Origin of the sequence: Pedobacter sp. SG908, assembly GCF_011759615.1 — a bacterium.
In the GTDB taxonomy this organism is placed as follows: Bacteria; Bacteroidota; Bacteroidia; order Sphingobacteriales; family Sphingobacteriaceae; genus Pedobacter; species Pedobacter riviphilus.
This window is the reverse complement of sequence record NZ_JAAOYY010000001.1, coordinates 639,085-658,029: the sequence shown is the minus strand read 5'-3', so window position 1 is coordinate 658,029 and position 18,945 is coordinate 639,085. Positions and strand designations below refer to the sequence as shown.

Annotated in this window: 19 protein-coding genes and 2 tRNA genes; 10 read left to right on the top strand and 11 right to left on the bottom strand. The window is 38.1% G+C overall.

Features of this window, described 5'->3' with window-relative positions; genetic code table 11:
• The first annotated feature begins 101 nt into the window (after nucleotides 1-101).
• On the top strand, nucleotides 102-704 hold the full coding sequence (locus FHT21_RS02590; RefSeq protein ID WP_167293224.1) for a hypothetical protein: 603 nt from the start codon (nucleotides 102-104) through the stop codon (nucleotides 702-704).
• A 67-nt stretch (nucleotides 705-771) separates the two neighbouring features.
• On the opposite strand, the gene FHT21_RS02585 is transcribed toward FHT21_RS02590, so the two are convergent.
• Complete coding sequence (locus FHT21_RS02585) at nucleotides 772-2,373, bottom strand: S41 family peptidase (protein ID WP_167293223.1); 1,602 nt, start codon at nucleotides 2,371-2,373, stop codon at nucleotides 772-774.
• A gap of 329 nt (nucleotides 2,374-2,702) precedes the next feature.
• Here FHT21_RS02585 and FHT21_RS02580 point away from each other — a divergent pair, with 329 nt between their 5' ends.
• On the top strand, nucleotides 2,703-3,152 hold the full coding sequence (locus tag FHT21_RS02580) for an SRPBCC domain-containing protein (RefSeq protein WP_167293222.1): 450 nt from the start codon (nucleotides 2,703-2,705) through the stop codon (nucleotides 3,150-3,152).
• A gap of 60 nt (nucleotides 3,153-3,212) precedes the next feature.
• Here FHT21_RS02580 and FHT21_RS02575 read toward each other — a convergent pair.
• Together FHT21_RS02575 and FHT21_RS02570 are read right to left on the bottom strand one after the other, a co-directional pair.
• Nucleotides 3,213-3,285, bottom strand: a tRNA-Phe gene (locus tag FHT21_RS02575).
• 295 nt (nucleotides 3,286-3,580) lie between these two features.
• Nucleotides 3,581-3,653: transfer RNA gene (locus FHT21_RS02570), tRNA-Phe, on the bottom strand.
• Nucleotides 3,654-3,882: 229 nt separating this feature from the next.
• Here FHT21_RS02570 and FHT21_RS02565 point away from each other — a divergent pair.
• Together FHT21_RS02565 and FHT21_RS02560 are read left to right on the top strand one after the other, a co-directional pair.
• The gene (locus FHT21_RS02565; protein ID WP_167293221.1) at nucleotides 3,883-5,178 is read left to right on the top strand and encodes a (Fe-S)-binding protein; all 1,296 of its coding nucleotides are present in this window, start codon (nucleotides 3,883-3,885) and stop codon (nucleotides 5,176-5,178) included.
• Nucleotides 5,179-5,277: 99 nt separating this feature from the next.
• Entirely contained in the window at nucleotides 5,278-6,066 is a 789-nt protein-coding gene (locus FHT21_RS02560) for a (Fe-S)-binding protein (protein ID WP_167293220.1), read from the top strand.
• 68 nt (nucleotides 6,067-6,134) lie between these two features.
• Here FHT21_RS02560 and FHT21_RS02555 read toward each other — a convergent pair whose 3' ends face one another.
• The 3 genes from FHT21_RS02555 to FHT21_RS02545 form a co-directional block, all read right to left on the bottom strand.
• Complete coding sequence (locus tag FHT21_RS02555) at nucleotides 6,135-7,472, bottom strand: TldD/PmbA family protein (RefSeq protein WP_208398857.1); 1,338 nt, start codon at nucleotides 7,470-7,472, stop codon at nucleotides 6,135-6,137.
• A gap of 8 nt (nucleotides 7,473-7,480) precedes the next feature.
• A complete protein-coding gene (locus tag FHT21_RS02550; protein WP_167293219.1) occupies nucleotides 7,481-9,118 on the bottom strand; it encodes a TldD/PmbA family protein in 1,638 nt (545 codons plus the stop codon).
• A gap of 326 nt (nucleotides 9,119-9,444) precedes the next feature.
• Complete coding sequence (locus FHT21_RS02545; RefSeq protein WP_167293218.1) at nucleotides 9,445-9,930, bottom strand: hypothetical protein; 486 nt, start codon at nucleotides 9,928-9,930, stop codon at nucleotides 9,445-9,447.
• Nucleotides 9,931-9,980: 50 nt separating this feature from the next.
• On the opposite strand from FHT21_RS02545, the gene FHT21_RS02540 reads away from it, so the two are divergent.
• The 3 genes from FHT21_RS02540 (at nucleotide 9,981) to FHT21_RS02530 (ending at nucleotide 13,265) form a co-directional block, all read left to right on the top strand.
• A complete protein-coding gene (locus tag FHT21_RS02540; protein ID WP_167293217.1) occupies nucleotides 9,981-10,460 on the top strand; it encodes an ABC transporter ATPase in 480 nt (159 codons plus the stop codon).
• A gap of 4 nt (nucleotides 10,461-10,464) precedes the next feature.
• Nucleotides 10,465-10,752: a YciI family protein gene (locus FHT21_RS02535; protein ID WP_167293216.1), complete on the top strand. Its 288-nt coding sequence runs from the start codon at nucleotides 10,465-10,467 to the stop codon at nucleotides 10,750-10,752.
• 101 nt (nucleotides 10,753-10,853) lie between these two features.
• On the top strand, nucleotides 10,854-13,265 hold the full coding sequence (locus FHT21_RS02530; RefSeq protein ID WP_167293215.1) for an AsmA-like C-terminal region-containing protein: 2,412 nt from the start codon (nucleotides 10,854-10,856) through the stop codon (nucleotides 13,263-13,265).
• A 60-nt stretch (nucleotides 13,266-13,325) separates the two neighbouring features.
• Here FHT21_RS02530 and mtgA read toward each other — a convergent pair whose 3' ends face one another.
• A complete protein-coding gene (gene mtgA / locus FHT21_RS02525; RefSeq protein ID WP_167293214.1) occupies nucleotides 13,326-14,054 on the bottom strand; it encodes a monofunctional biosynthetic peptidoglycan transglycosylase in 729 nt (242 codons plus the stop codon).
• Nucleotides 14,055-14,250: 196 nt separating this feature from the next.
• On the opposite strand from mtgA, the gene FHT21_RS02520 reads away from it, so the two are divergent.
• Nucleotides 14,251-15,060, top strand: coding sequence for a DUF1080 domain-containing protein (locus tag FHT21_RS02520; protein ID WP_167293213.1), 810 nt, complete (start codon nucleotides 14,251-14,253; stop codon nucleotides 15,058-15,060).
• A gap of 30 nt (nucleotides 15,061-15,090) precedes the next feature.
• A complete protein-coding gene (locus tag FHT21_RS02515) occupies nucleotides 15,091-15,789 on the top strand; it encodes an SDR family oxidoreductase (protein WP_167293212.1) in 699 nt (232 codons plus the stop codon).
• A gap of 144 nt (nucleotides 15,790-15,933) precedes the next feature.
• On the opposite strand, the gene rplI is transcribed toward FHT21_RS02515, so the two are convergent.
• The 4 genes from rplI to FHT21_RS02495 all read right to left on the bottom strand — a co-directional run bounded on the left by rplI (nucleotide 15,934) and on the right by FHT21_RS02495 (nucleotide 17,859).
• Nucleotides 15,934-16,377 (bottom strand): 50S ribosomal protein L9, encoded by a 444-nt coding sequence (rplI, locus tag FHT21_RS02510; protein ID WP_167293211.1) that lies wholly within the window; start codon nucleotides 16,375-16,377, stop codon nucleotides 15,934-15,936.
• Between the two features lie 12 nt (nucleotides 16,378-16,389).
• On the bottom strand, nucleotides 16,390-16,653 hold the full coding sequence (gene rpsR / locus FHT21_RS02505; protein WP_010599582.1) for a 30S ribosomal protein S18: 264 nt from the start codon (nucleotides 16,651-16,653) through the stop codon (nucleotides 16,390-16,392).
• Entirely contained in the window at nucleotides 16,653-17,009 is a 357-nt protein-coding gene (gene rpsF / locus FHT21_RS02500) for a 30S ribosomal protein S6 (RefSeq protein WP_086545075.1), read from the bottom strand. Before rpsF ends, rpsR begins: the two co-directional genes overlap by 1 nt.
• Before the next feature lie 256 nt (nucleotides 17,010-17,265).
• On the bottom strand, nucleotides 17,266-17,859 hold the full coding sequence (locus FHT21_RS02495; protein WP_167293210.1) for a hypothetical protein: 594 nt from the start codon (nucleotides 17,857-17,859) through the stop codon (nucleotides 17,266-17,268).
• Between the two features lie 182 nt (nucleotides 17,860-18,041).
• Here FHT21_RS02495 and FHT21_RS02490 point away from each other — a divergent pair, with 182 nt between their 5' ends.
• On the top strand, nucleotides 18,042-18,905 hold the full coding sequence (locus FHT21_RS02490; RefSeq protein WP_167293209.1) for an AraC family transcriptional regulator: 864 nt from the start codon (nucleotides 18,042-18,044) through the stop codon (nucleotides 18,903-18,905).
• The last annotated feature ends 40 nt before the right edge of the window (nucleotides 18,906-18,945 follow it).

The following is an 18,945-nucleotide window of genomic DNA, read 5'->3' as shown; positions in this document are numbered from 1 at the left end:
AGCAGCCCCTTCTGAAATAGATTTATTATTTTGGCGTTATGTTTGCAGTACATAAATATCCAAATTTTTGGGTACTTATGCTATCACTTAATACACATAAAATGAAACAAAGATTATTAGTATGCCTTTTAACTGTTGGCCTTTTTGGCTGTGGAATAAACAGGCAGGCACAGCAGATAAAAGCCCTGGAAGACTGCACCTATAAAATTACAGGTGTACAACAGGTATCGATTGCCGGTACGGATGTTAAAAAATTAATGGACCAGCAAAGTTTTAGCTTAACCAGCCTGCCTGGGGTTGCATTGGGTTTACTGAGAAAAGACATCCCTTTAAGAGCCAATCTGAATTTAGAAATAACCAACCCGTCGAGCAATTTAGCAGCCATAAACCAATTCGAATATAAGATATTGGTTAATAATACCGATTTGGCAGAAGGCATCGTTAATCAAAATGTAAGTATTTCGCAAGGTCAAACCGTTACTGTTCCAGTACAATTGGTGAGCAATATTTACGGTTTAGTATCTAATGGCAATGTTTTTAACGATATTGTCAAGGCCGCTCAGAAAGGTTCATCATCAAGAGATGAAAAATTAGGTTTATTAACCATTAAAATAAAACCAACCTTTATGCTTGGCAATACGCCTGTTAAATATCCGGGTTACATTACCATCAATAAAGATATCAGCAGTAAAATATTATTGTAAATCCGCTATAAATAAAATGCCCGCTTAATATTTTTGGTTAAGCGGGCATTTTCGTTAAAAAGTTCAATTAAAATTTCTTGTGAGGCGTCATTACCATTCCCTTAAAGCCTTTTGGATCCAACTTTTCATCTAGCTCTCTCAATTCAGCTATTGATAGTTTTGGCACTGCTGTGGTCGATGTATTTAAACTAGCTGTTTTAGTGGCCGTAGTCACAAAATTCCCATTCTTAGCATACAATAATGCGTAGGCCAGTAAAGTCTCTGTTTCATCACCCCATGCTTTACTTAAATCCTCCGGCGATTCTTTATCAACCGTTAGGCCAGAATAATAGCCACCAGCGCCAATTTTGTTTTTGGTTTCAAATTCCGGAATATACATATCCACCTTGTCTATCCTGATCGGAAAGAAGCCTACAGGTTTACCGTAGGTTGTTCTACCAATTAGCTTTACATCCATTACCGGTTTTAAACTGTTAATGGTTAACTCGCTTGCAGATGCAGTAGATCCTGTTACGATAAAATAAACCCTGTTTAATGTTAAACTACCTGATTTTGCAAATTTCTCTATATTATCGGCAGCTGTTGGCGAATAATTTAAATCTGCATAAGTAGCATACTTTCCATTTACACCTGAGGTAAAGGTTTGTAATTTACCAGCATCATCCAACAACGGTTGGTGCGCCAAAACGGAGGCCCTGCGCTGTGCAGTAGTGATTGATTGTAGATAGTTGTTGTAATAAGAAGTAAACATTGTATTACCCGTTTCTCCTGCCGGTGCTACTAAATTGATCATCTCGGTAGCTGTTGAAACATAACCCCCACCATTATAACGTAAATCAATAACCAATTCGCTTACGCCCTGTGTAGCAAAATTAGAAAAAACCGCATTTATGGCTGAAGAGGCATTATTGGTGAAACTATTAAATACAATGTAACCCACTTTCTTTGTACCAACCGTATAAACATTGGTAAATAATATCGGATTAATGGTATATAAACTTCTAGATACAACTGCTGTTTTCGGGTTACCACCAATATCATTGAAAGCCAAAGTAACCGTTGCATTTGTACCAAAAATAGCGTTATTTAAAAAATTAATTGCACCAGGATAGGTCAGATCTGTTCTTCCATTCACACTGGTGATCCGGCAGCCACGTGTTAAACCCTGCAATGCAGCCGATGAGCTTGGATAAACATATTTTACTCTTAAATCTGTAGTACTATTATAATTATACTGAACAGAAAAACCGTAATCATTGGCTGAGCCGTTTACATCCGCTTTAAGCGCTCCTGTTTTACCTGCTGTAGCTGCCGTATAGTCGAAAAATGAATATTTAGGTTCGCCGGAAGTACTTACATATTCATATGGTTTTCCTGTCGCCGGATCTAAAGAATATTGAGTCATGGCATATAGCTCAGCTTCATTCGAGCTAAATCCACGTGGGTTAAACGCTGCATAAGTTGGCAGTGAAGTATTCCAATAATAAAGTTCTTTGCCGTATAAAAAAATAGAATCTTTAGTCAATTCATCCCGCGTTCCGCTGGGCGTTGTCACAACCGGTGGAGTTTCGGGCTCATCAGGCGTAGCACTGCTCTTTTTGCAGCCAGTAGTGGCCCCAAAGCTTAAAAAACCTAGTGCAACCAGGTAAAGGAATCTTTTATTTCTCATGGAGATTATAGTAACATTATCTTTTATATATACGTATTAGCCAATAGTTAGGTTGTTTTAGGTTGTTCGGCAATAACTTTTGTCTACAACAAACTAAATTTAATCCAAAATATTGTGCGCTCTAGCATATGTATTAATGGATTACGTAAATCTACCGATTAAATTACTTTTCGCTGAAATATTTATTAAATTTTAAAAGATATGCTAATCCATCGTTTTTAGATGTTAGCCCTTATACCCCCACAAATTGTCGCCTTTGCACCGCTTAAGTCAATCAAATCATTCGCAAATTTGTTATTACTAGATTATCTGATTTAAAACCAAGAACCATGGAAAAGATTAAATTTAAAACCACAATTAACGCTACAACCGCAAAAGTTTGGGATGTGCTTTTTGGTGTAGAAAGTTATCCAAAATGGACAGCCATCTTTGCAGAAGGATCACGCGTAGAAACCGATTGGAAAAAAGGAAGCAAAGCCTTATTTCTGGGCGATAACGGAGATGGAATGGTAGCCGTAATTCAAGATAATATCCCTAATCGGTACATGTCTATCAAACACCTTGGCGAAATAAAAGATGGCAAGGAAAATCTTAGCAAGGACTGGGGCGAATCATTAGAAAATTATACCCTCGAAGAAAAAGATGGAAAAACCGAGCTTATTATAGATATGGATATTACCGAAGATTGGAAAGAGTATTTTGAGAAAACCTGGCCAAAAGCCTTAGATAAGGTTAAAGAACTAGCCGAAAAACAAAACGAATATCATGTAGAAACATAAATGAATGCTACCGCAAAACGTAAAAAGCCTTACATTTCTGTAAGGCTTTTGTTTTTTAAGTGGTGCCACCTGGATTCGAACCAGGGACACAAGGATTTTCAGTCCTTTGCTCTACCGACTGAGCTATGGCACCCCCTTTTGGGATTGCAAATGTAGTATTCTTTTTCCCAAATCCAAAAAACGATTCGAATTTATTTTAAAAAAAAGCTGGCCCTGTTTAGGCCAATGAATACATTTTTCTGGCAGTCAACAAGATGCAGTCAAAAAAAAATATAAATTCTGCTAATTTTATTAACCATATAATAACCAATAATGGCTTCTGCTCTCTCGCAAACGATTTTAGCCAATCAGATCAATTCATTTCCATAAAATAATAGCGAAAATCTGAAAACAAAAAAAGCCTTACATTTCTGTAAGGCTTTTGGAAGTGGTGCCACCTGGATTCGAACCAGGGACACAAGGATTTTCAGTCCTTTGCTCTACCGACTGAGCTATGGCACCATCCGTTTGGGATTGCAAATGTAGCGTTCTTTTTTCAAAAGCAAAATTTTTTTTCGATTATTTCATTGTCACTCTGATTATCAATTAATTAATTTTTCGCCTTTCTTAAAAATAAGCTTTTATTGTTGCTTAGAATGAGTACAAACAAACAATTTTTATTATTTTTTTATGCATGCATAGTAATTTATTTAGATTAATATCCTAATTTAGCGTAACAATCTAATATTGCATGGTAGCACAGATCCTTTTTCTAGTACTTACACTTGCAGCAATTGCGCTGTTTACAGTTAATCTGCGTAAAATAATTCGCAATATCCGTTTAGGCAAGCCGGTAAATCGACAAGATCAGCCGCAAAAAAGATTAATGACCATGCTTCGCGTGGCTTTCGGACAATCTAAAATGGTTGTTCGCCCTATCCCTGCCTTTCTCCATTTTTTTGTTTACATCGGCTTCGTCATTATCAATATCGAAGTATTGGAGATCATGATAGATGGTTTATTTGGTACGCACCGTATTTTTAATGGTTTGGGTGGTTTATATAACTTTCTCATAGGATCTTTCGAAATCCTGGCCTTTACTGTTTGGGTTTCCTGTGCCATTTTTCTTGTCCGCAGGAACATTCTAAAACTTAAACGCTTTAGTGGTGTAGAAATGAAAAGCTGGCCAAAATCTGATGCCAACTATATTCTCATCACAGAGATTTTATTAATGAGTGCTTTCTTGTTAATGAATGCAGCCGATGCAAAATTACAACTTTTAGGTGCCACCCATTATGTTAATGCAGGTGCATTTCCGGTAAGTCAGTATTTAATCAATATCCTGCCTTCATCAGAAAGTGCCTTGGTTATTGTAGAACGTAGCTGTTGGTGGTTCCACATTATTGGCATTTTAGCTTTCTTAAATTACCTGCCCTATTCGAAACATTTTCATATTCTTTTCGCCTTTCCAAACACCTACTTTTCTAATTTGGAACCCAAAGGTGAATTTACCAATATGGCATCTGTTACCAATGAGGTAAAAGCGATGCTCGATCCTTCTTTTGTTTCGGCAGAAACCGAACCAGGTAAATTTGGCGCAAAAGATGTGACCGATTTAAGCTGGGTAAACCTGATGAATGCTTATACCTGTACCGAATGCGGAAGATGTACGTCGGTATGCCCGGCAAACATTACAGGCAAACTTTTATCGCCACGAAAAATTATGATGGATACCCGCGACCGGATTACCGAAGTTGGCCAAAACATTGATAAACATGGTGCAGAACATCAGGATGGAAAATCTTTATTGGATGATTACATCAGCAGAGAAGAAATTTGGGCCTGCACCAGTTGTAACGCCTGTGTAGAAGCTTGCCCGGTAAATATCGATCCCTTACAGATTATTATGGAGCTCCGCCGCTTTGCAGTGATGGAAGAATCGCAGGCACCCGGAAGTATTAATGCGATGCTGGGAAATATTGAGAATAACCAGGCACCGTGGAAATACTCGCCAGCCGACCGTTTTAACTGGGCACAAGAAAGCTAGCAATTAGCCGTTTTCAGTTGGCATTGAATTAAAATAATAATGACCAGGTCTCGATACTTGATACTCGATACTTGATAATAGATACTTGATAATAGACAAATGGAATTTAAAGTCCCTACAATGGCCGAGTTAATGGCCGCAGGTGAAGAACCGGAAATATTATTTTGGGTTGGATGTGCTGGAAGTTACGATGAAAGAGCGCAGAAAATTACCCGCGACATTTGCAAGATCTTACATCATGTAGGCATAAAATACGCTGTTTTAGGAACAGAAGAAAGCTGCACCGGTGATCCCGCTAAAAGGGCTGGTAACGAATTTCTTTTCCAGATGCAGGCCATGACCAACATTGAGGTATTAAATGCTTACAACATCAAAAAAATTGTAACAGGTTGCCCACACTGCTTCAATACTATTAAAAATGAATATCCGGGTTTAGGCGGCACTTACGAGGTGATCCACCATACGCAATTGATACAGGATTTAATTAACGAGGGCAAACTAAAAGCCGAAGGTGGCGAAAGTTTTAAAGGCAAAAAAATCACCTATCACGACCCATGTTATTTGGGCCGGGGAAATGGAATTTACGAAGCGCCTAGAAAAGCTCTAGAGGTGCTTGATGCACAGTTAGTAGAAATGAAGCGTTGCAAAAGCAATGGCTTATGCTGTGGTGCCGGTGGCGCTCAGATGTTTAAAGAACCAGAAAAGGGAAATAAAGACATCAATGTAGAACGTATTGATGAGGCCTTACAAACCAGTCCGCAGGTTATTGCTGCAGGTTGCCCCTTCTGTATGACGATGCTAAGCGACGGTATTAAACTAAAAGATAAAGAACAGGAAGTTAAGGTATTGGACATTGCTGAGATTACAGCAAGGGCTAACGGCCTGTAACAACTTCTTTTATCAAAAAAAATGGCCTGAGTATTAAATACTCGGGCCATTTTTATTTATTTTATGTTCTACACCGCATCAGATAAAGAGGTAAAGGTAAAATCCCTTATTCTTAATGGAGGTAAAAGATAGTTGGCTTCCGATTCGGCACTTACTGTTCTTTCCGCTATTCCGATCTCATCCAGGTTATTCAACATAATAATCGGGCTTTCGTTGAAACGAAAATTTTTGACCGGAAACTTGATTTCTCCATTTTCGATATAAAAAGTACCATCCCTGGTTAACCCGGTTAGTAATAAAGTTTGTGGATCTACCGTACGGATATACCATAAACGGGTTACTAAAATTCCCTTTTCTGTTCCTTTGATCAATTCTTCCAGACTTTTGGTTCCGCCCTGCATAATGGCACCGCCAGGGTAGGGTATCGCTTTAATTCCGGTTTTCTGCGCCCAGTACCTCGAACTGTATAAATTTTTAACTACTCCTTTTTCTATCCAGTTTACTTTCTGCTGTGGCCGCCCGTCGCCAGACCATGTTGAAGTTGGAAGTTCAGGATTCCATGGGTCTGAATAAATATTTACTCTTGCATCCACCAGTTGCTCACCCAATTTTGTCTTCCCCCCCGGTTTGCTCATAAAGCTCCGTCCTTCATCGGCCTGTCTGGCATCCATCGAGAAGAATAGGTTTTCCAGCATCACCGCTACCGCAGTTGGCTCTAAAATAACGGTATATTTTCCTGGCTCTATGGCCTTTGCCGTTACCGACGACATTGCTTTTTTGGCTGCTATAACTGTATCGGCTTTTGCATTGAGCTTGCTAAAATCAGTATATCCTCTGGTGGCATAACCAGAGCCTTTACCATCATCAGTTCTTACCGTAATGTTAAAAGCAACATCGGTTGAGGTATTGTAGGCAAATAAACCTTTACTATTCATCATTGCCGCGCAGCCCACGCTGTTCGATAAAAATCCGGCAGCATTCAGCTTGTTATCCAAAGCCTCCTTTAAACTGGCCTGTACGGCATCGGCCCTGTCTTTTGGGGTAACGGCTGCTGTAGCAGGAGAAAAGGTGGGCGAATCTGCACCGTATTCCTGAGGGCCAAGAAAAGGCATAAATTCAGGGTTTTCGGGTGCAAGTTGCGCAAGTTCTTCTGCTCTGCGCACTACTTTTTCTAATGAAGCATCGTCAAACTCATTTATGGTTGCTGTACCGAGTTTTTTTCCGAAAGCAGAACTGACTACCAAACTGTTGGCACTAATTCCACCACTGGTAGAAACTGCGTTTCTGGCATACCTCAGGTTGCCGCTATCTGAACAATTTAAATTTACTTCACATTGTTCGGCTTTAGAGTAAGAAAGTACTTTAGTTAAAAGTGCCTTTGCTTCTGCTTTTGTTAAGATTGGCATAATTTCTATCAGATTTTTCTAGCGGTGTTGATTACATTAACTTTATTAAAACGTGCAGTTGCCGATCCGTGAGATACAGCACTTACCTGGCCAGGCTGGCCTTTACCATCAAAGAACGAACCTCCTAAACGGTAATCGCTTTGATCACAAATGGCCGCACACGAATTCCAGAATTCCTGAGTATTGGCTTGATAAGCTACATCTTTAAGCATACCAACAATTTTCCCCGCTTTAATTTCGTAATAAAGCTGACCTCCGAACTGGAAATTATAACGCTGCTGATCGATAGAAAAAGATCCATCGCCTACAATGTAAATGCCTTTTTCCACATTTTTGATCTGATCTGCTATACTCAATTTGGCCTTACCTGGTTGCAAAGAAATATTTGCCATACGCTGAAACTGAACACTGCTCCAGTTATCGGCATAACAACATCCCTGCGAGGCATTTAAACCTAATATATGTGCCTGATCTCTGATGGCCTGGTAATTTACCAATATACCATCTTTAATTACATCCCATTTTCCGCATTTCACACCTTCATCATCGTAACCAACAGCCCCTAACGATCCAACTTCTGTTTTATCGGCAGTAATATTAACTTCCTTGCTACCATAATTAAATTTTTTAGATTCCCATTTATCTAAGGTTAGGAAACTCGTTCCTGCATAATTGGCCTCATAACCCAATACGCGGTCGAGTTCGGTTGGATGACCGCATGACTCGTGAATGGTTAACCATAAATGTGAAGGATCTAATACCAGCTCATACTTGCCTGGCTCTACCGATTTTGCCTTCATCTTTTCGCCTACCTGTTTGGCTGCCTGAGTAGCATCTTCAAGCATATCGTACCTGCCTTTGTAAAGCGTACCGGAAGGCGTTTGTATTTTATCCTGTGGCCTTGCATTTAAATATTCGTAGCCTTTGCCTGTAGGTGCACTTAATGCATTTCTGGTTTCGAACTTACCTGTTTCCTTATTTATTTTAGTGATAAAGAAAGTAGGCCAGATACGGTGGATATCCTGGTCGATATAAGAACCATCAGTTGAAGCAAAATATTTTTGTTCATTTACCGCAAATAATACAGAGTTGATGTAATCAGCACCACCTTTCATGGCAGCATCATTCACCGCCAGCAATAAATCTACCTTTTCTTTTATCGGCACCTCAAAAGTATTTTTCTCAATCGGCGCTTTCCAGCTTACCTCACCATATCCTTTTTGTGGTGCTAGTTTTACAGGTTCTCTTAGCAAACGGGAATTTTCTTTGGCAATAGTTACCGCCAGTTCAGCTGCTTTGGCAATGCTATCTTTATCCAATTTGTCGGTTGCCGCAAAACCCCAACTGCCATTCGAAATTACCCTGATACCAATCCCATATGATTCGGTATTTACAATATTCTCTACTTTATCCTCGCGTGTAACAACGTATTGGTTCAGGTATCTGCCCACACGAACATCAGTATAAGTTGCGCCTTTTGATCGTGCCGCATTTAAGGCCACATCCGACATGATTTTTTTTGCTGCAGGATCAATATACTCTAAAGCCTGCTCGGGGGAAATTTCTTTCCCAAAAACTGGAATGGAAGGAAGCATGGCTGCAGCAGCGCCTACACCAGTTAAATAAATAAAGTTTCTACGTTTCAAGATGAGATTGTTTTAAGTTGACTGAATATAAGTCTTTTAACTTATTTTCAGAAATTTCTTGATCATTATCCAGTTTACTTTAACAATTTCTCACTACTAGGCCAGTTTTCCCTGCCACAGCCCTAAGTTTATAGCCCTGATTGGAGCGACATCCCCGATATTTTATCGTGATCAAGCGCAGAGCAGGAGTAATTTTCAAAAAAGCGAATAATAAACGCTCCAAAAACAACCAAAAATCTTACTATTTTACTTTATATGGCATGACCAACATTATGATTTTTAGTTTCTCATTTTAGGAAAGCAATTGCAGCAGGTTAATTATTCACCTATGGCTTTTGGGAAATTGAAACCTCTGCATTAATTTTATTCAGGTTATCACGGATAAGATTTAAATCTTCAGCCTCTATGTTTTTTAACGGAATAACCAGCTGTGTAGCCATCGAATCTACATCGCCTCCCCTATCTTTATAGGTCTGCACAATTACATCGTCTCCTTTGGTATGGATATACAATTTGCCCGAAGTAGTTGTACCATAATAATCCATATCTTTAAATTTCGAGAGCCTAAATGCGAAATACTCCGTTTTACCGTTATTAAAGTAACGCTTGTAACGGCAAAAGCCATTGTTGGTAACATTTAGCTCATAACGCTTTACTTGGTCGCTTTCCTGACTGTTATCGTAATGATCGGTAAATGTTTTTTGAAGGAAATTAATCGATTGCGTGATGGTTTCAGGGTCGGAAAAAGCACATAAAAACATACAAAAAGCCGAAAGAAGCGATATTTTCAAGCAGAGTGTAAACTTTTTCATCAGGTTAGCGTTTTAAACACACCAATTTAATTAAAATCATAAATTTGTATATGAGTTTTTCTCCACAATCAAGAGTTTGGATATACCAAAGCGATCGAAAGTTTACTTCTATTGAAGAAACCGAGATCTTAAACAAATTAGCAGCTTTTACTAACCAATGGAAAGCACATGGAAACGAATTGCTTGCAAAAGCAGAAATTCGCTATGGCTTTTTTATTATCCTAACGGTTGATGAAAGTCAGGCGGGTGTTACCGGTTGCTCTATCGATAGCTCTGTACGATTGATCAAAGAAATTGAGCAGGAATACCATGTAGATCTTTTTAACCGCTTCAATATTGCCTATAAGGTAAATGGAGAGGTTGTGGTAAACAGCAAAGAAGATTTTGAAACTCTTGTCAACATTAAACAGGTTACACCAGAAACCATTGTATTTAACAACATGGTTCAAAACCTGGCCGAGCTCGAATCTAAATGGGAAGTTCCTTTTCAAAACAGCTGGCATTCTACTGTTTTTGCACATTTATTGTAGACCAGTGTTTATTGTAGATCTTAAATATATTGTTCCACTAGAAGAACTGGATGAACATATGGAGGCGCATGTTCAATTTTTAAGAAAATACTACGACCAGCATATCTTTGTGGCTTCGGGCAGAAAGGTACCCCGAACCGGTGGGATTATTTTGGCCCTAGCTAAAGATGAGGCTGAATTAAAAAAAATCCTGATGGAAGATCCCTTTTACAAGCATCGTTTGGCCGATTTCACGATTACACATTTTCTCACCTCACAGTACCACCCCAGCCTGCAATCACTTTTAGGCTAACTGATTCGCAAAACCTGTAGCGCTATTACAGCTATTTTTTTACTATCAGCCAAACAATTAGCAAGCAAAAAACATTATATTGGATAAATCAAATAATGTCTATGAAGCGCTGGCTCAAAATCTCTTTAAAAATTATATCGGTTATTGTTGTGCTGATTATCCTAACCTGGCTAGCAGGCGCATTTTACATCAGCAAAAATAAAAAAGAAGTACTTGCTTCTATCCTGTCACAGCTCAATAAAAATTTAAACGGAAAAATTACCGCTACAAGCATGGAGCCAACGCTGCTTAAAAGTTTTCCGGGCGTTTCAGTATCCTTAAATGGTGTTTTACTCAGAGATAGCCTGTGGAACCAACATAAACACGACCTTTTAAAGGCACAGGATATAGACGTATCTTTAAATGTACTTTCGCTTATTGTAGGCAATATCAACATTAAACAGATTGCCATTAACAATGCATCTATCTATATCTACACCGATTCTACGGGCTATAGCAACACCAGTATTTTTAAGAGAAAACCGAAAGCAGAAAAAAAATCATCCCCTAAATCCTCCGCGCTAGAAATTAAAAAAATTGATTTTAACAAGGTGAGTCTGGTATTGGATAACAAAAAAAGATTCAAATTATTCAACTTCGATATCGATCAAGTCCAGGGCAGAATGCAATACCCTGATAGCGGCTGGACAGGTAAAATCAAGTTAATGACTAAAGTAAACAGTTTCGCCTTTAACACGCGTAAAGGTAGTTTTTTGAAAGACAAAACCTTAGAAGGCACCTTAAACGCACATTATAGCCGGGATCTCGACGCAGTAATACTAAATCCCGAAATATTAAACATCGGCGGCCATCCTTTTAAAATCGGTGCTAAAATAGAACTGGATAAATCTGCTTTTGCCATTAACATTGCTGTGGATGATATTTTATTTAGAGACGTTGCTTTACTCCTATCGCCAAATATCTCTTCCAAACTCTTAAAGTTTGGCATCGAAAAACCGATCAATATCCGGGGAAATATCGTTGACGATGGATCAGGAAAATATGGAGATCCGTTAATTAAAGTGGGCATAACCGTTCGAGATAATGTAGTTTCTATTCCGGCAGGTAAATTAACGGCTTGTAATTTTGACGGTTCCTTTACCAATCGGGATACTGTTGGTGGTATTATTGGTGATGAAAACTCATCGATCAGGTTCCACAGGCTTACAGCAAAATATTTTAATGCGCCTCTTAAGATCGACACTTTTACGGTAAATAATTTATCTCGTCCAATTGCCACCGGATTGGTAACCTCGCAATTCCCCCTATCCAATTTAAACAATTCATTAGGTACAAACGATTTTGAATTTAAAGACGGTACAGCCAACTTAAGGTTATATTGCAAGGCTGATATTGATAACTTCAGGTTTACCAAACCGGTTGTCTCTGGAAAAATACAGATTGCTGATGCCGATATCCTTTACATCCCGAGGAAGCTTCACCTGGTAAAAAGTGCCTTAAACATCAATTTTAACCAGAATGATTTATCGATACAGAACGGACATTTTCAATTGGGTAAAAGCGAGCTTAATGTAAGTTGTAGTATCGCCAATTTTGCAAACCTGTATTATACTGCTCCAGAAAAAATATTGGTGAACTTAAAAATGTCGAGTCCTCAGCTCTACCTAAAAGAGTTTTTACCCTTCTTAGGACCAAGAACAGCAAAGAAAAAATCAGGCGGAAATAAACAAGTGGTTTCGAAAGAGCTGAGCAATGTACTGGAAGTTTCGAAAATGAATATCCGTTTAACAGTTAATAAAGCCATTTACGATAATTTTCTGGCCAAAAACCTTGATGCCGATATTTCTTTGCGGGGCGGGGGAATATTCTTCAACAAAATAAGCGTGGCGCATGCAGGTGGCCAGTTATCGCTAAATGGAAATATTATGCAGGAAGCTGCTTCAAATAGTTTTAAGATCAATTCTAAGATTAGCCATGTAAGCGTGAAAGATTTCTTTTATTCGTTTGATAACTTCGGACAGAATACCATCACCAACAAGAATTTAAAGGGTTATTTATCATCACTGGTTAATATTTCAGGCAAGATATCGCACACCGGAAAAATTCTTCCCCGATCAATAAATGGTAAAGTGGTCTTCAACCTGAACAATGCTGCACTGGTTAATTTCGACCCCATGGTTAAGGTAGGGAAATTTGCTTTTGCCAACAGGAACCTATCAAACGTAGAAATCAAGAACCTTGATGGAACCCTTAATATCCGTGGTGATAAGGTAGAAATCAGTCCGATGCAGATAAACTCCAGCGCTTTAAACTTTAATGTAAAAGGCACTTATGCTTTAGGAAATGGCACAAATGTAGAGATGGACATTCCATTGAGAAATCCAAAGGGAGATGAAAACCTAACCAGATCAGAAAAAAGAGAAGCCCGTATGCGTGGCATCGTATTGCACTTAAAAGCTATTGATGACGAAAAGGGCGGAATAAAAATCAGGTGGAATAAAGATCACGATTAGTTTAGTCAGAGAGTCTCAAGTCCTTAGTCAATTGTTGGACTCAAAATTATGGACTGCGGACTAAAAATCAAGTGGCCCTAACCTATTCATATTCCTTAAAATCAGGTATTGGCGATGTCTGATGTATGGGGTGGCATTTTTGGGTGTCCAGCGCAATGGATTTGGGAAGCAAGAGGCAATTAAAGCGGCTTCTTTCTTCGTCAGTTTTGTACAGGATTTACCATAATACTCCTGTGCGGCAGCCTCAGCACCATAAATTCCGTCGCCCATTTCGATTACGTTAAGGTAAACTTCCAATATTCTTTCTTTGTTCCAAAACAGCTCAATCAGTAAAGTAAAATAAGCTTCAAAACCCTTTCTAATCCACGAGCGGCCAGGCCACAGGAAAACATTTTTAGCAGTTTGTTGCGAAATGGTACTCCCACCTTTTACCTTTTTTCCTTTAGCATTACTGGCAAAAGCCTTTTCAATGGCTTTCATATCAAAACCGATATGTGTTAAAAAGAGTTGATCTTCGGCAGATACTGCGGCCCTTTTCATGTTGTCAGAGATATCTTCAAATTTCATCCACTTTTTCTCTGTTTTAAAAGGTTTCCCGTCGGCTTTACGCTCAATATTCCTTAAAACCATTAAAAGTGTTATCGGTGGATTAATAAAACGCAATGTAATTACCCAAAATACAGAAACCAGCAAAAAATATAAAAATACCTTTGTGGCAATATTGGTAATCTTTTTCAGAAGGGGATGTTTTGCTTTGCTTTTAGCTCTGGTTGTCCGCGTTTTCGCCATGTGCCAAAGTTAATTAAAGGGATGGAAGATGGGAAATGAAGGAAGCTGGAATAATGCAAAAAAGTTTTTTTATGATCAAAAAATAAAGCCAAAATGCAAAATTCTCGTGGTAAACGCTTAATGTACATTAAAATCAGTTTGTTTATGTATTTTGTGATTCACATTTTTAAATAAAGCGCAAACCAAAATTAACGAAATGAAAAAACTAGGCTTTCTCTTTCTTGCTGTTACACTATGGGGCTGCAGTACAACCAAAAACATTAATAACAGTCACGAAAAGTGGGTTACTCTTTTTAACGGAAAAGACATCAAAGACTGGAATGTTAAAATCCACCATCACGATTACAATGTAAACTTCGGAAACACCTTCCGTGTTGAAGATGGCATTATAAAAGTACGTTATGATCAGTATGGAGATTTTAATGATCAGTTTGGTCATCTTTATTACAAAACACCTTTTTCATACTATCATTTAAAATTAAAATACCGCATGGTTGGTGAGTTGCAAAAAGGCGCACCAAGTTATACTTTACGCAATAGCGGCTTAATGTTCCATTCTCAGGATCCGAAAACGATGCCTAAGGAACAAGACTGGCCAATCTCTATTGAGATGCAATTTTTAGGTGGCTTAAGTGATGGCCATCCTCGCCCTACAGGAAATATGTGTTCGCCAGGTACAGATATTTTTTATCAGGGTAAGTTATATGATGGACATTGCCTGGACTCTAAATCAAAAACATACGACGGCGATCAGTGGGTATCGGCAGAACTGATTGTGCTCGGCGATTCGCTTGTAACACATATTATAAACGGCGATACCGTTTTACAATATAGCAAACCACAAATAGGTGGCGGGGTAGCCAACCGCTACGATCCGAAAATAAAAATTGACAGAAAAGCGCTTACTCAGGGTTTTATTGCCTTACAAAGTGAAGGACAGCCTGTCGATTTTAAAGATATCCAGATCATGGAACTTACACACCAGAACAAGAAAAAATCTAATTAAACATTTTTCAATATCATACGTTACAACAACATGAAAGTTGCATTAATTACGGGCGGAAGCAAAGGAATTGGTTTCGGCATTGCAGAAGCCCTTTTAAAAGAAGGCTATAAGGTAGCCATTACAAGCAGGACGATTGCCAGCGCAAACCAGGCCGCATCACTCCTTGTGGCACATGGGGATGTATTGGCCATTGAAGCAGATGTTGCGGATTTTAAATCTCAACAGGATGCTGTAAATCTGATACTCGAAAAATGGGGACAATTGGATATACTCATTGCCAATGCTGGTGTAGGGCATTTTGCACCAATTGATGAATTGGGCATTAATTTATGGAAAGAAACCATTGATACCAATTTAACAGGTGTTTTTTACAGCATTAAAGCCTCGGTTGATGAAATCAAAAAAACAAAGGGACATATCTTTACCATATCAAGCTTGGCAGGTACAAACTTTTTTGCAGGCGGCTCGGCATATAATGCCAGCAAATTTGGCTTAACTGGTTTTACGCAATCGGTTATGCTCGATTTAAGAAAGTATGGAGTAAAGGTGAGTACCATAATGCCAGGATCGGTAGCGAGCCACTTTAACGATCATCAGCCTAATACAGAAGATGATGCCTGGAAAATCCAGCCAGAGGATATGGGCAAACTGATTGTTGATTTATTAGCGATGCCAGCGAGAACCTTACCTAGTAAGGTAGAAATCAGACCGACTACACCGAAAGGATAGGAAAGATCTGAGATATTAGATTGGAGATTAAAGATTTATTATTTATGCATTGGCAGGTCTCAAACCCAATATCTCAGATTTTATATCATAAAAAAAGTCCTTTCAAAAAACTGAAAGGACTTTTTTATGATTCTTAAAGAATGCTTATTCAGCTACTACTTCAAAAGGAACCTGAACTTTAACTTCTTTGTGTAAGTTTAAGTTAGCAACATATTCGCCAACAAATTTAGGTTCAGTTTCGAAAGTAATACGACGACGGTCTACATCAAAGCCTTGTGCTTTTAATGCTTCAGCAATCTGGATGGTATTAACCGCTCCGAAGATTTTTCCGCTTTCGCCAGCTTTAGCACCGATTGAAAGTTTAACATCAGTTAAACGTTCAGCAACACCTTCAGCATCTTTCTTAATTTTATCTTGTTTAAAAGCAGCTTGCTTTAAGTTTTCAGCCAAAACTTTTTTAGCTGAAGAGGTAGCCAATGCTGCAAATCCTTGAGGGATTAAATAGTTACGGCCAAAACCTGGCTTTACTGTAACTACATCATCTTTCTCACCAAGGCCTTTAATATCTTGTTTTAAAATAATTTCCATATCTCTAGCCTCCTATTTTAATTGATCAGCAACGAAAGGTAACAAACCGATATGACGGGCACGTTTAACTGCCTGAGCCACTTTACGTTGGAATTTTAACGAAGTACCGGTTAAACGGCGTGGTAATAATTTACCTTGATCGTTAATAAATTTCAACAAGAAGTTTGCATCCTTGTAATCGATGTATTTAATTCCGTTTTTCTTGAAACGGCAATATTTTTTACGGTTATCCTCTACTTTAGGGGCAGTTACGTATTGTATTTGTTCTCTTGCCATTACGCTGCAACCTCCTTAGTTTTTTTGTTAAAAGCACCACTACGCTTTTTCTCATTGTAAGCAACAGCGTGTTTGTCTAAACGGATAGTTAAGAAACGTAACACACGCTCATCGCGTTTTAATTCAAGCTCTAATTTTGCGATCAAATCTCCTGAAGCTTTATATTCAGTTAAGTTGAAGAATCCATTTGATTTTTTCTCAATTGGATACGCTAATTTTCTCAAACCCCAATTATCTTCTTGGATAATTTCGGCTCCGTTATCAGTTAGAACTGCTTTGAATTTAGCTAATGCCTCTTTCGCAGCCTCTTCAGATAACAACGGGGTTAGAACGATAACAGTTTCGTACTGATTCATTGTTATTAATTAAGTTTTTAATTTTTTAATCCCGAGGTATATTACGGGGATGCAAAAGTAACAATATTTTTCTTAAAATCAAATGATTAGTAAGAAATAATAATAGAATATGGTAAGATTGAAATGGACGATGGAAATTAGAAAACAGACGGCAGGGGCCTTGGTATTAGTTCATCCATCTTACCTCTTCTAAATTATACAAAAAAAAGGGAATTACCTGTCTAGATAATCCCCCTATATCAATTAGCTGTTGTTATTAATAAGTTTGTATCGTTTTAACATAAGACTCGTCTTTAAATTTAACCATGAAGGTCAATTCTTTCGAATCTGTTTTGCTGATATTGAATTTTTTAGTCAACTGTGTCCTATCTTTAAAAACCTCGTAATAAACCTCATCATTGTATTCGTTGTAAACTTTCACTTCGATTGGGCTTTTATCTAAATTTTCGAGATTAAGTGTAACAACCTCATCTTTTAGCGTATAAACCGGTTTAAATACGTTAGTGATTTTCGGCTCAGAAACCAAAGCCTTGCCATTTTTAATGGTAACGGTATATTTAGCCAGTTTTAAATCAGACTCTATTTTAAGCACATAATTTCCATCAGGAAGTGCATTTAAATCATAAACTTTGCTAGAGGCAACTGAAGCATGAATGTTTTCTTCAAACAATACTTCCTGATCCGAACCAACAAAAGATAAATTAACGTCTTCTGCTTTACCTATAGAAAAACGAATAAATTTATTTTTTTCACTTTTTACGTTTGGCGTAAAATTATCATCGTTAGCGTGAACACCCGTAGCAGTAAAAAACAAGGCTGCTATTAAACCGATTTTTAAGAACTTTTTCATAACCAATTATTTTATAAGAGTTAATCATTATATGATGATACTAAGGTAAGGGGCTAATTTGGATATAGTGAGTTGCATATTTTCCACTTTCTATGCTATATTACCCCAACAATACCTTCATTTGACAAAAAGCTATAATAAAGCATATTTTTTATGTATTTTGGTGAAATAATTTAGCATGTATGAAACCAAGTTTCGAGGTTGTTGAACCTTCTTTTGGAAGTTCGTTCTATTATTCTAAGTATGTAGAAAATGCAAACAACATGGCGCATCTTTGGCATTACCATCCTGAAATTGAAATGGTGTTTGTTAATGGTGGCTCGGGGAAAAGGCAAATTGGAAGTCACGTTTCTTATTACACTGAAGGCGATCTGATTCTGATTGGCAGCAATCTTCCCCATTGTGGCTTTACCGATACCAATACCGGAAACAAAAACGAAACCGTTATCCAGATGAAACCCGATTTTTTGGGCAGCACTTTTTTAGGCCTGCAGGAGATCAAAGGAATACAAGAACTGTTCGATAAATCGAAAGCTGGAATTGCCTTCGGTAGCGAAACCATGCGGGTAGTTGGCGATAGAATAGAAATGATGGACGATCAGCCACCTTTTGAAAGACTTTTAACCTTACTTAGCGTATTAAAGGAACTCGAACATGCTAAAGATTACAACATCTTAAACGCCGATGGTTTTTCGATGGAAATGCAGGTGCAGGATAACGACCGTATTAATATGATTTTTAACTACGTAAAAGATCATTTCCAGGAGCAAATCAGTTTACAGCACATTGCAGAAATGTCGAGCATGACTGTTCCTTCATTTTGTCGTTATTTTAAAAAGATTACCAAAAAAACCTTTACACATTTTGTAAACGAATACCGGGTAGTACATGCTTCAAAGCTATTGGCCGAAAAACCCACCAGCATCGCCAATATTTCTTACGAAAGCGGGTTTAACAATTTCAGCCATTTTAATAAATTATTTAAGGAGTTTACTGGTAAAAGTGCTTCAGAATATAGACATGAATTGAAGGCTATTATAAAATAACAGCCTATTTGCTTAAGTAATGAGTATATTCAGTAAGGTA

Bases quoted from the DNA above. Each gene is read 5' to 3' on its own strand.
- FHT21_RS02555 (WP_208398857.1), bottom strand. From the start codon at position 7,472: ATGCCAATCTTAACAAAAGCAGAAGCAAAGGCACTTTTAACTAAAGTA.
- FHT21_RS02545 (WP_167293218.1), bottom strand. From the start codon at position 9,930: ATGAAAAAGTTTACACTCTGCTTGAAAATATCGCTTCTTTCGGCTTTT.
- FHT21_RS02565 (WP_167293221.1), top strand. From the start codon at position 3,883: ATGGTAGCACAGATCCTTTTTCTAGTACTTACACTTGCAGCAATTGCG.
- FHT21_RS02530 (WP_167293215.1), top strand. From the start codon at position 10,854: ATGAAGCGCTGGCTCAAAATCTCTTTAAAAATTATATCGGTTATTGTT.
- mtgA (WP_167293214.1), bottom strand. From the start codon at position 14,054: ATGGCGAAAACGCGGACAACCAGAGCTAAAAGCAAAGCAAAACATCCC.
- FHT21_RS02590 (WP_167293224.1), top strand. From the start codon at position 102: ATGAAACAAAGATTATTAGTATGCCTTTTAACTGTTGGCCTTTTTGGC.
- FHT21_RS02515 (WP_167293212.1), top strand. From the start codon at position 15,091: ATGAAAGTTGCATTAATTACGGGCGGAAGCAAAGGAATTGGTTTCGGC.
- FHT21_RS02580 (WP_167293222.1), top strand. From the start codon at position 2,703: ATGGAAAAGATTAAATTTAAAACCACAATTAACGCTACAACCGCAAAA.
- FHT21_RS02495 (WP_167293210.1), bottom strand. From the start codon at position 17,859: ATGAAAAAGTTCTTAAAAATCGGTTTAATAGCAGCCTTGTTTTTTACT.
- FHT21_RS02520 (WP_167293213.1), top strand. From the start codon at position 14,251: ATGAAAAAACTAGGCTTTCTCTTTCTTGCTGTTACACTATGGGGCTGC.
- FHT21_RS02560 (WP_167293220.1), top strand. From the start codon at position 5,278: ATGGAATTTAAAGTCCCTACAATGGCCGAGTTAATGGCCGCAGGTGAA.
- FHT21_RS02490 (WP_167293209.1), top strand. From the start codon at position 18,042: ATGAAACCAAGTTTCGAGGTTGTTGAACCTTCTTTTGGAAGTTCGTTC.
- FHT21_RS02540 (WP_167293217.1), top strand. From the start codon at position 9,981: ATGAGTTTTTCTCCACAATCAAGAGTTTGGATATACCAAAGCGATCGA.
- rpsF (WP_086545075.1), bottom strand. From the start codon at position 17,009: ATGAATCAGTACGAAACTGTTATCGTTCTAACCCCGTTGTTATCTGAA.
- rpsR (WP_010599582.1), bottom strand. From the start codon at position 16,653: ATGGCAAGAGAACAAATACAATACGTAACTGCCCCTAAAGTAGAGGAT.
- FHT21_RS02585 (WP_167293223.1), bottom strand. From the start codon at position 2,373: ATGAGAAATAAAAGATTCCTTTACCTGGTTGCACTAGGTTTTTTAAGC.
- rplI (WP_167293211.1), bottom strand. From the start codon at position 16,377: ATGGAAATTATTTTAAAACAAGATATTAAAGGCCTTGGTGAGAAAGAT.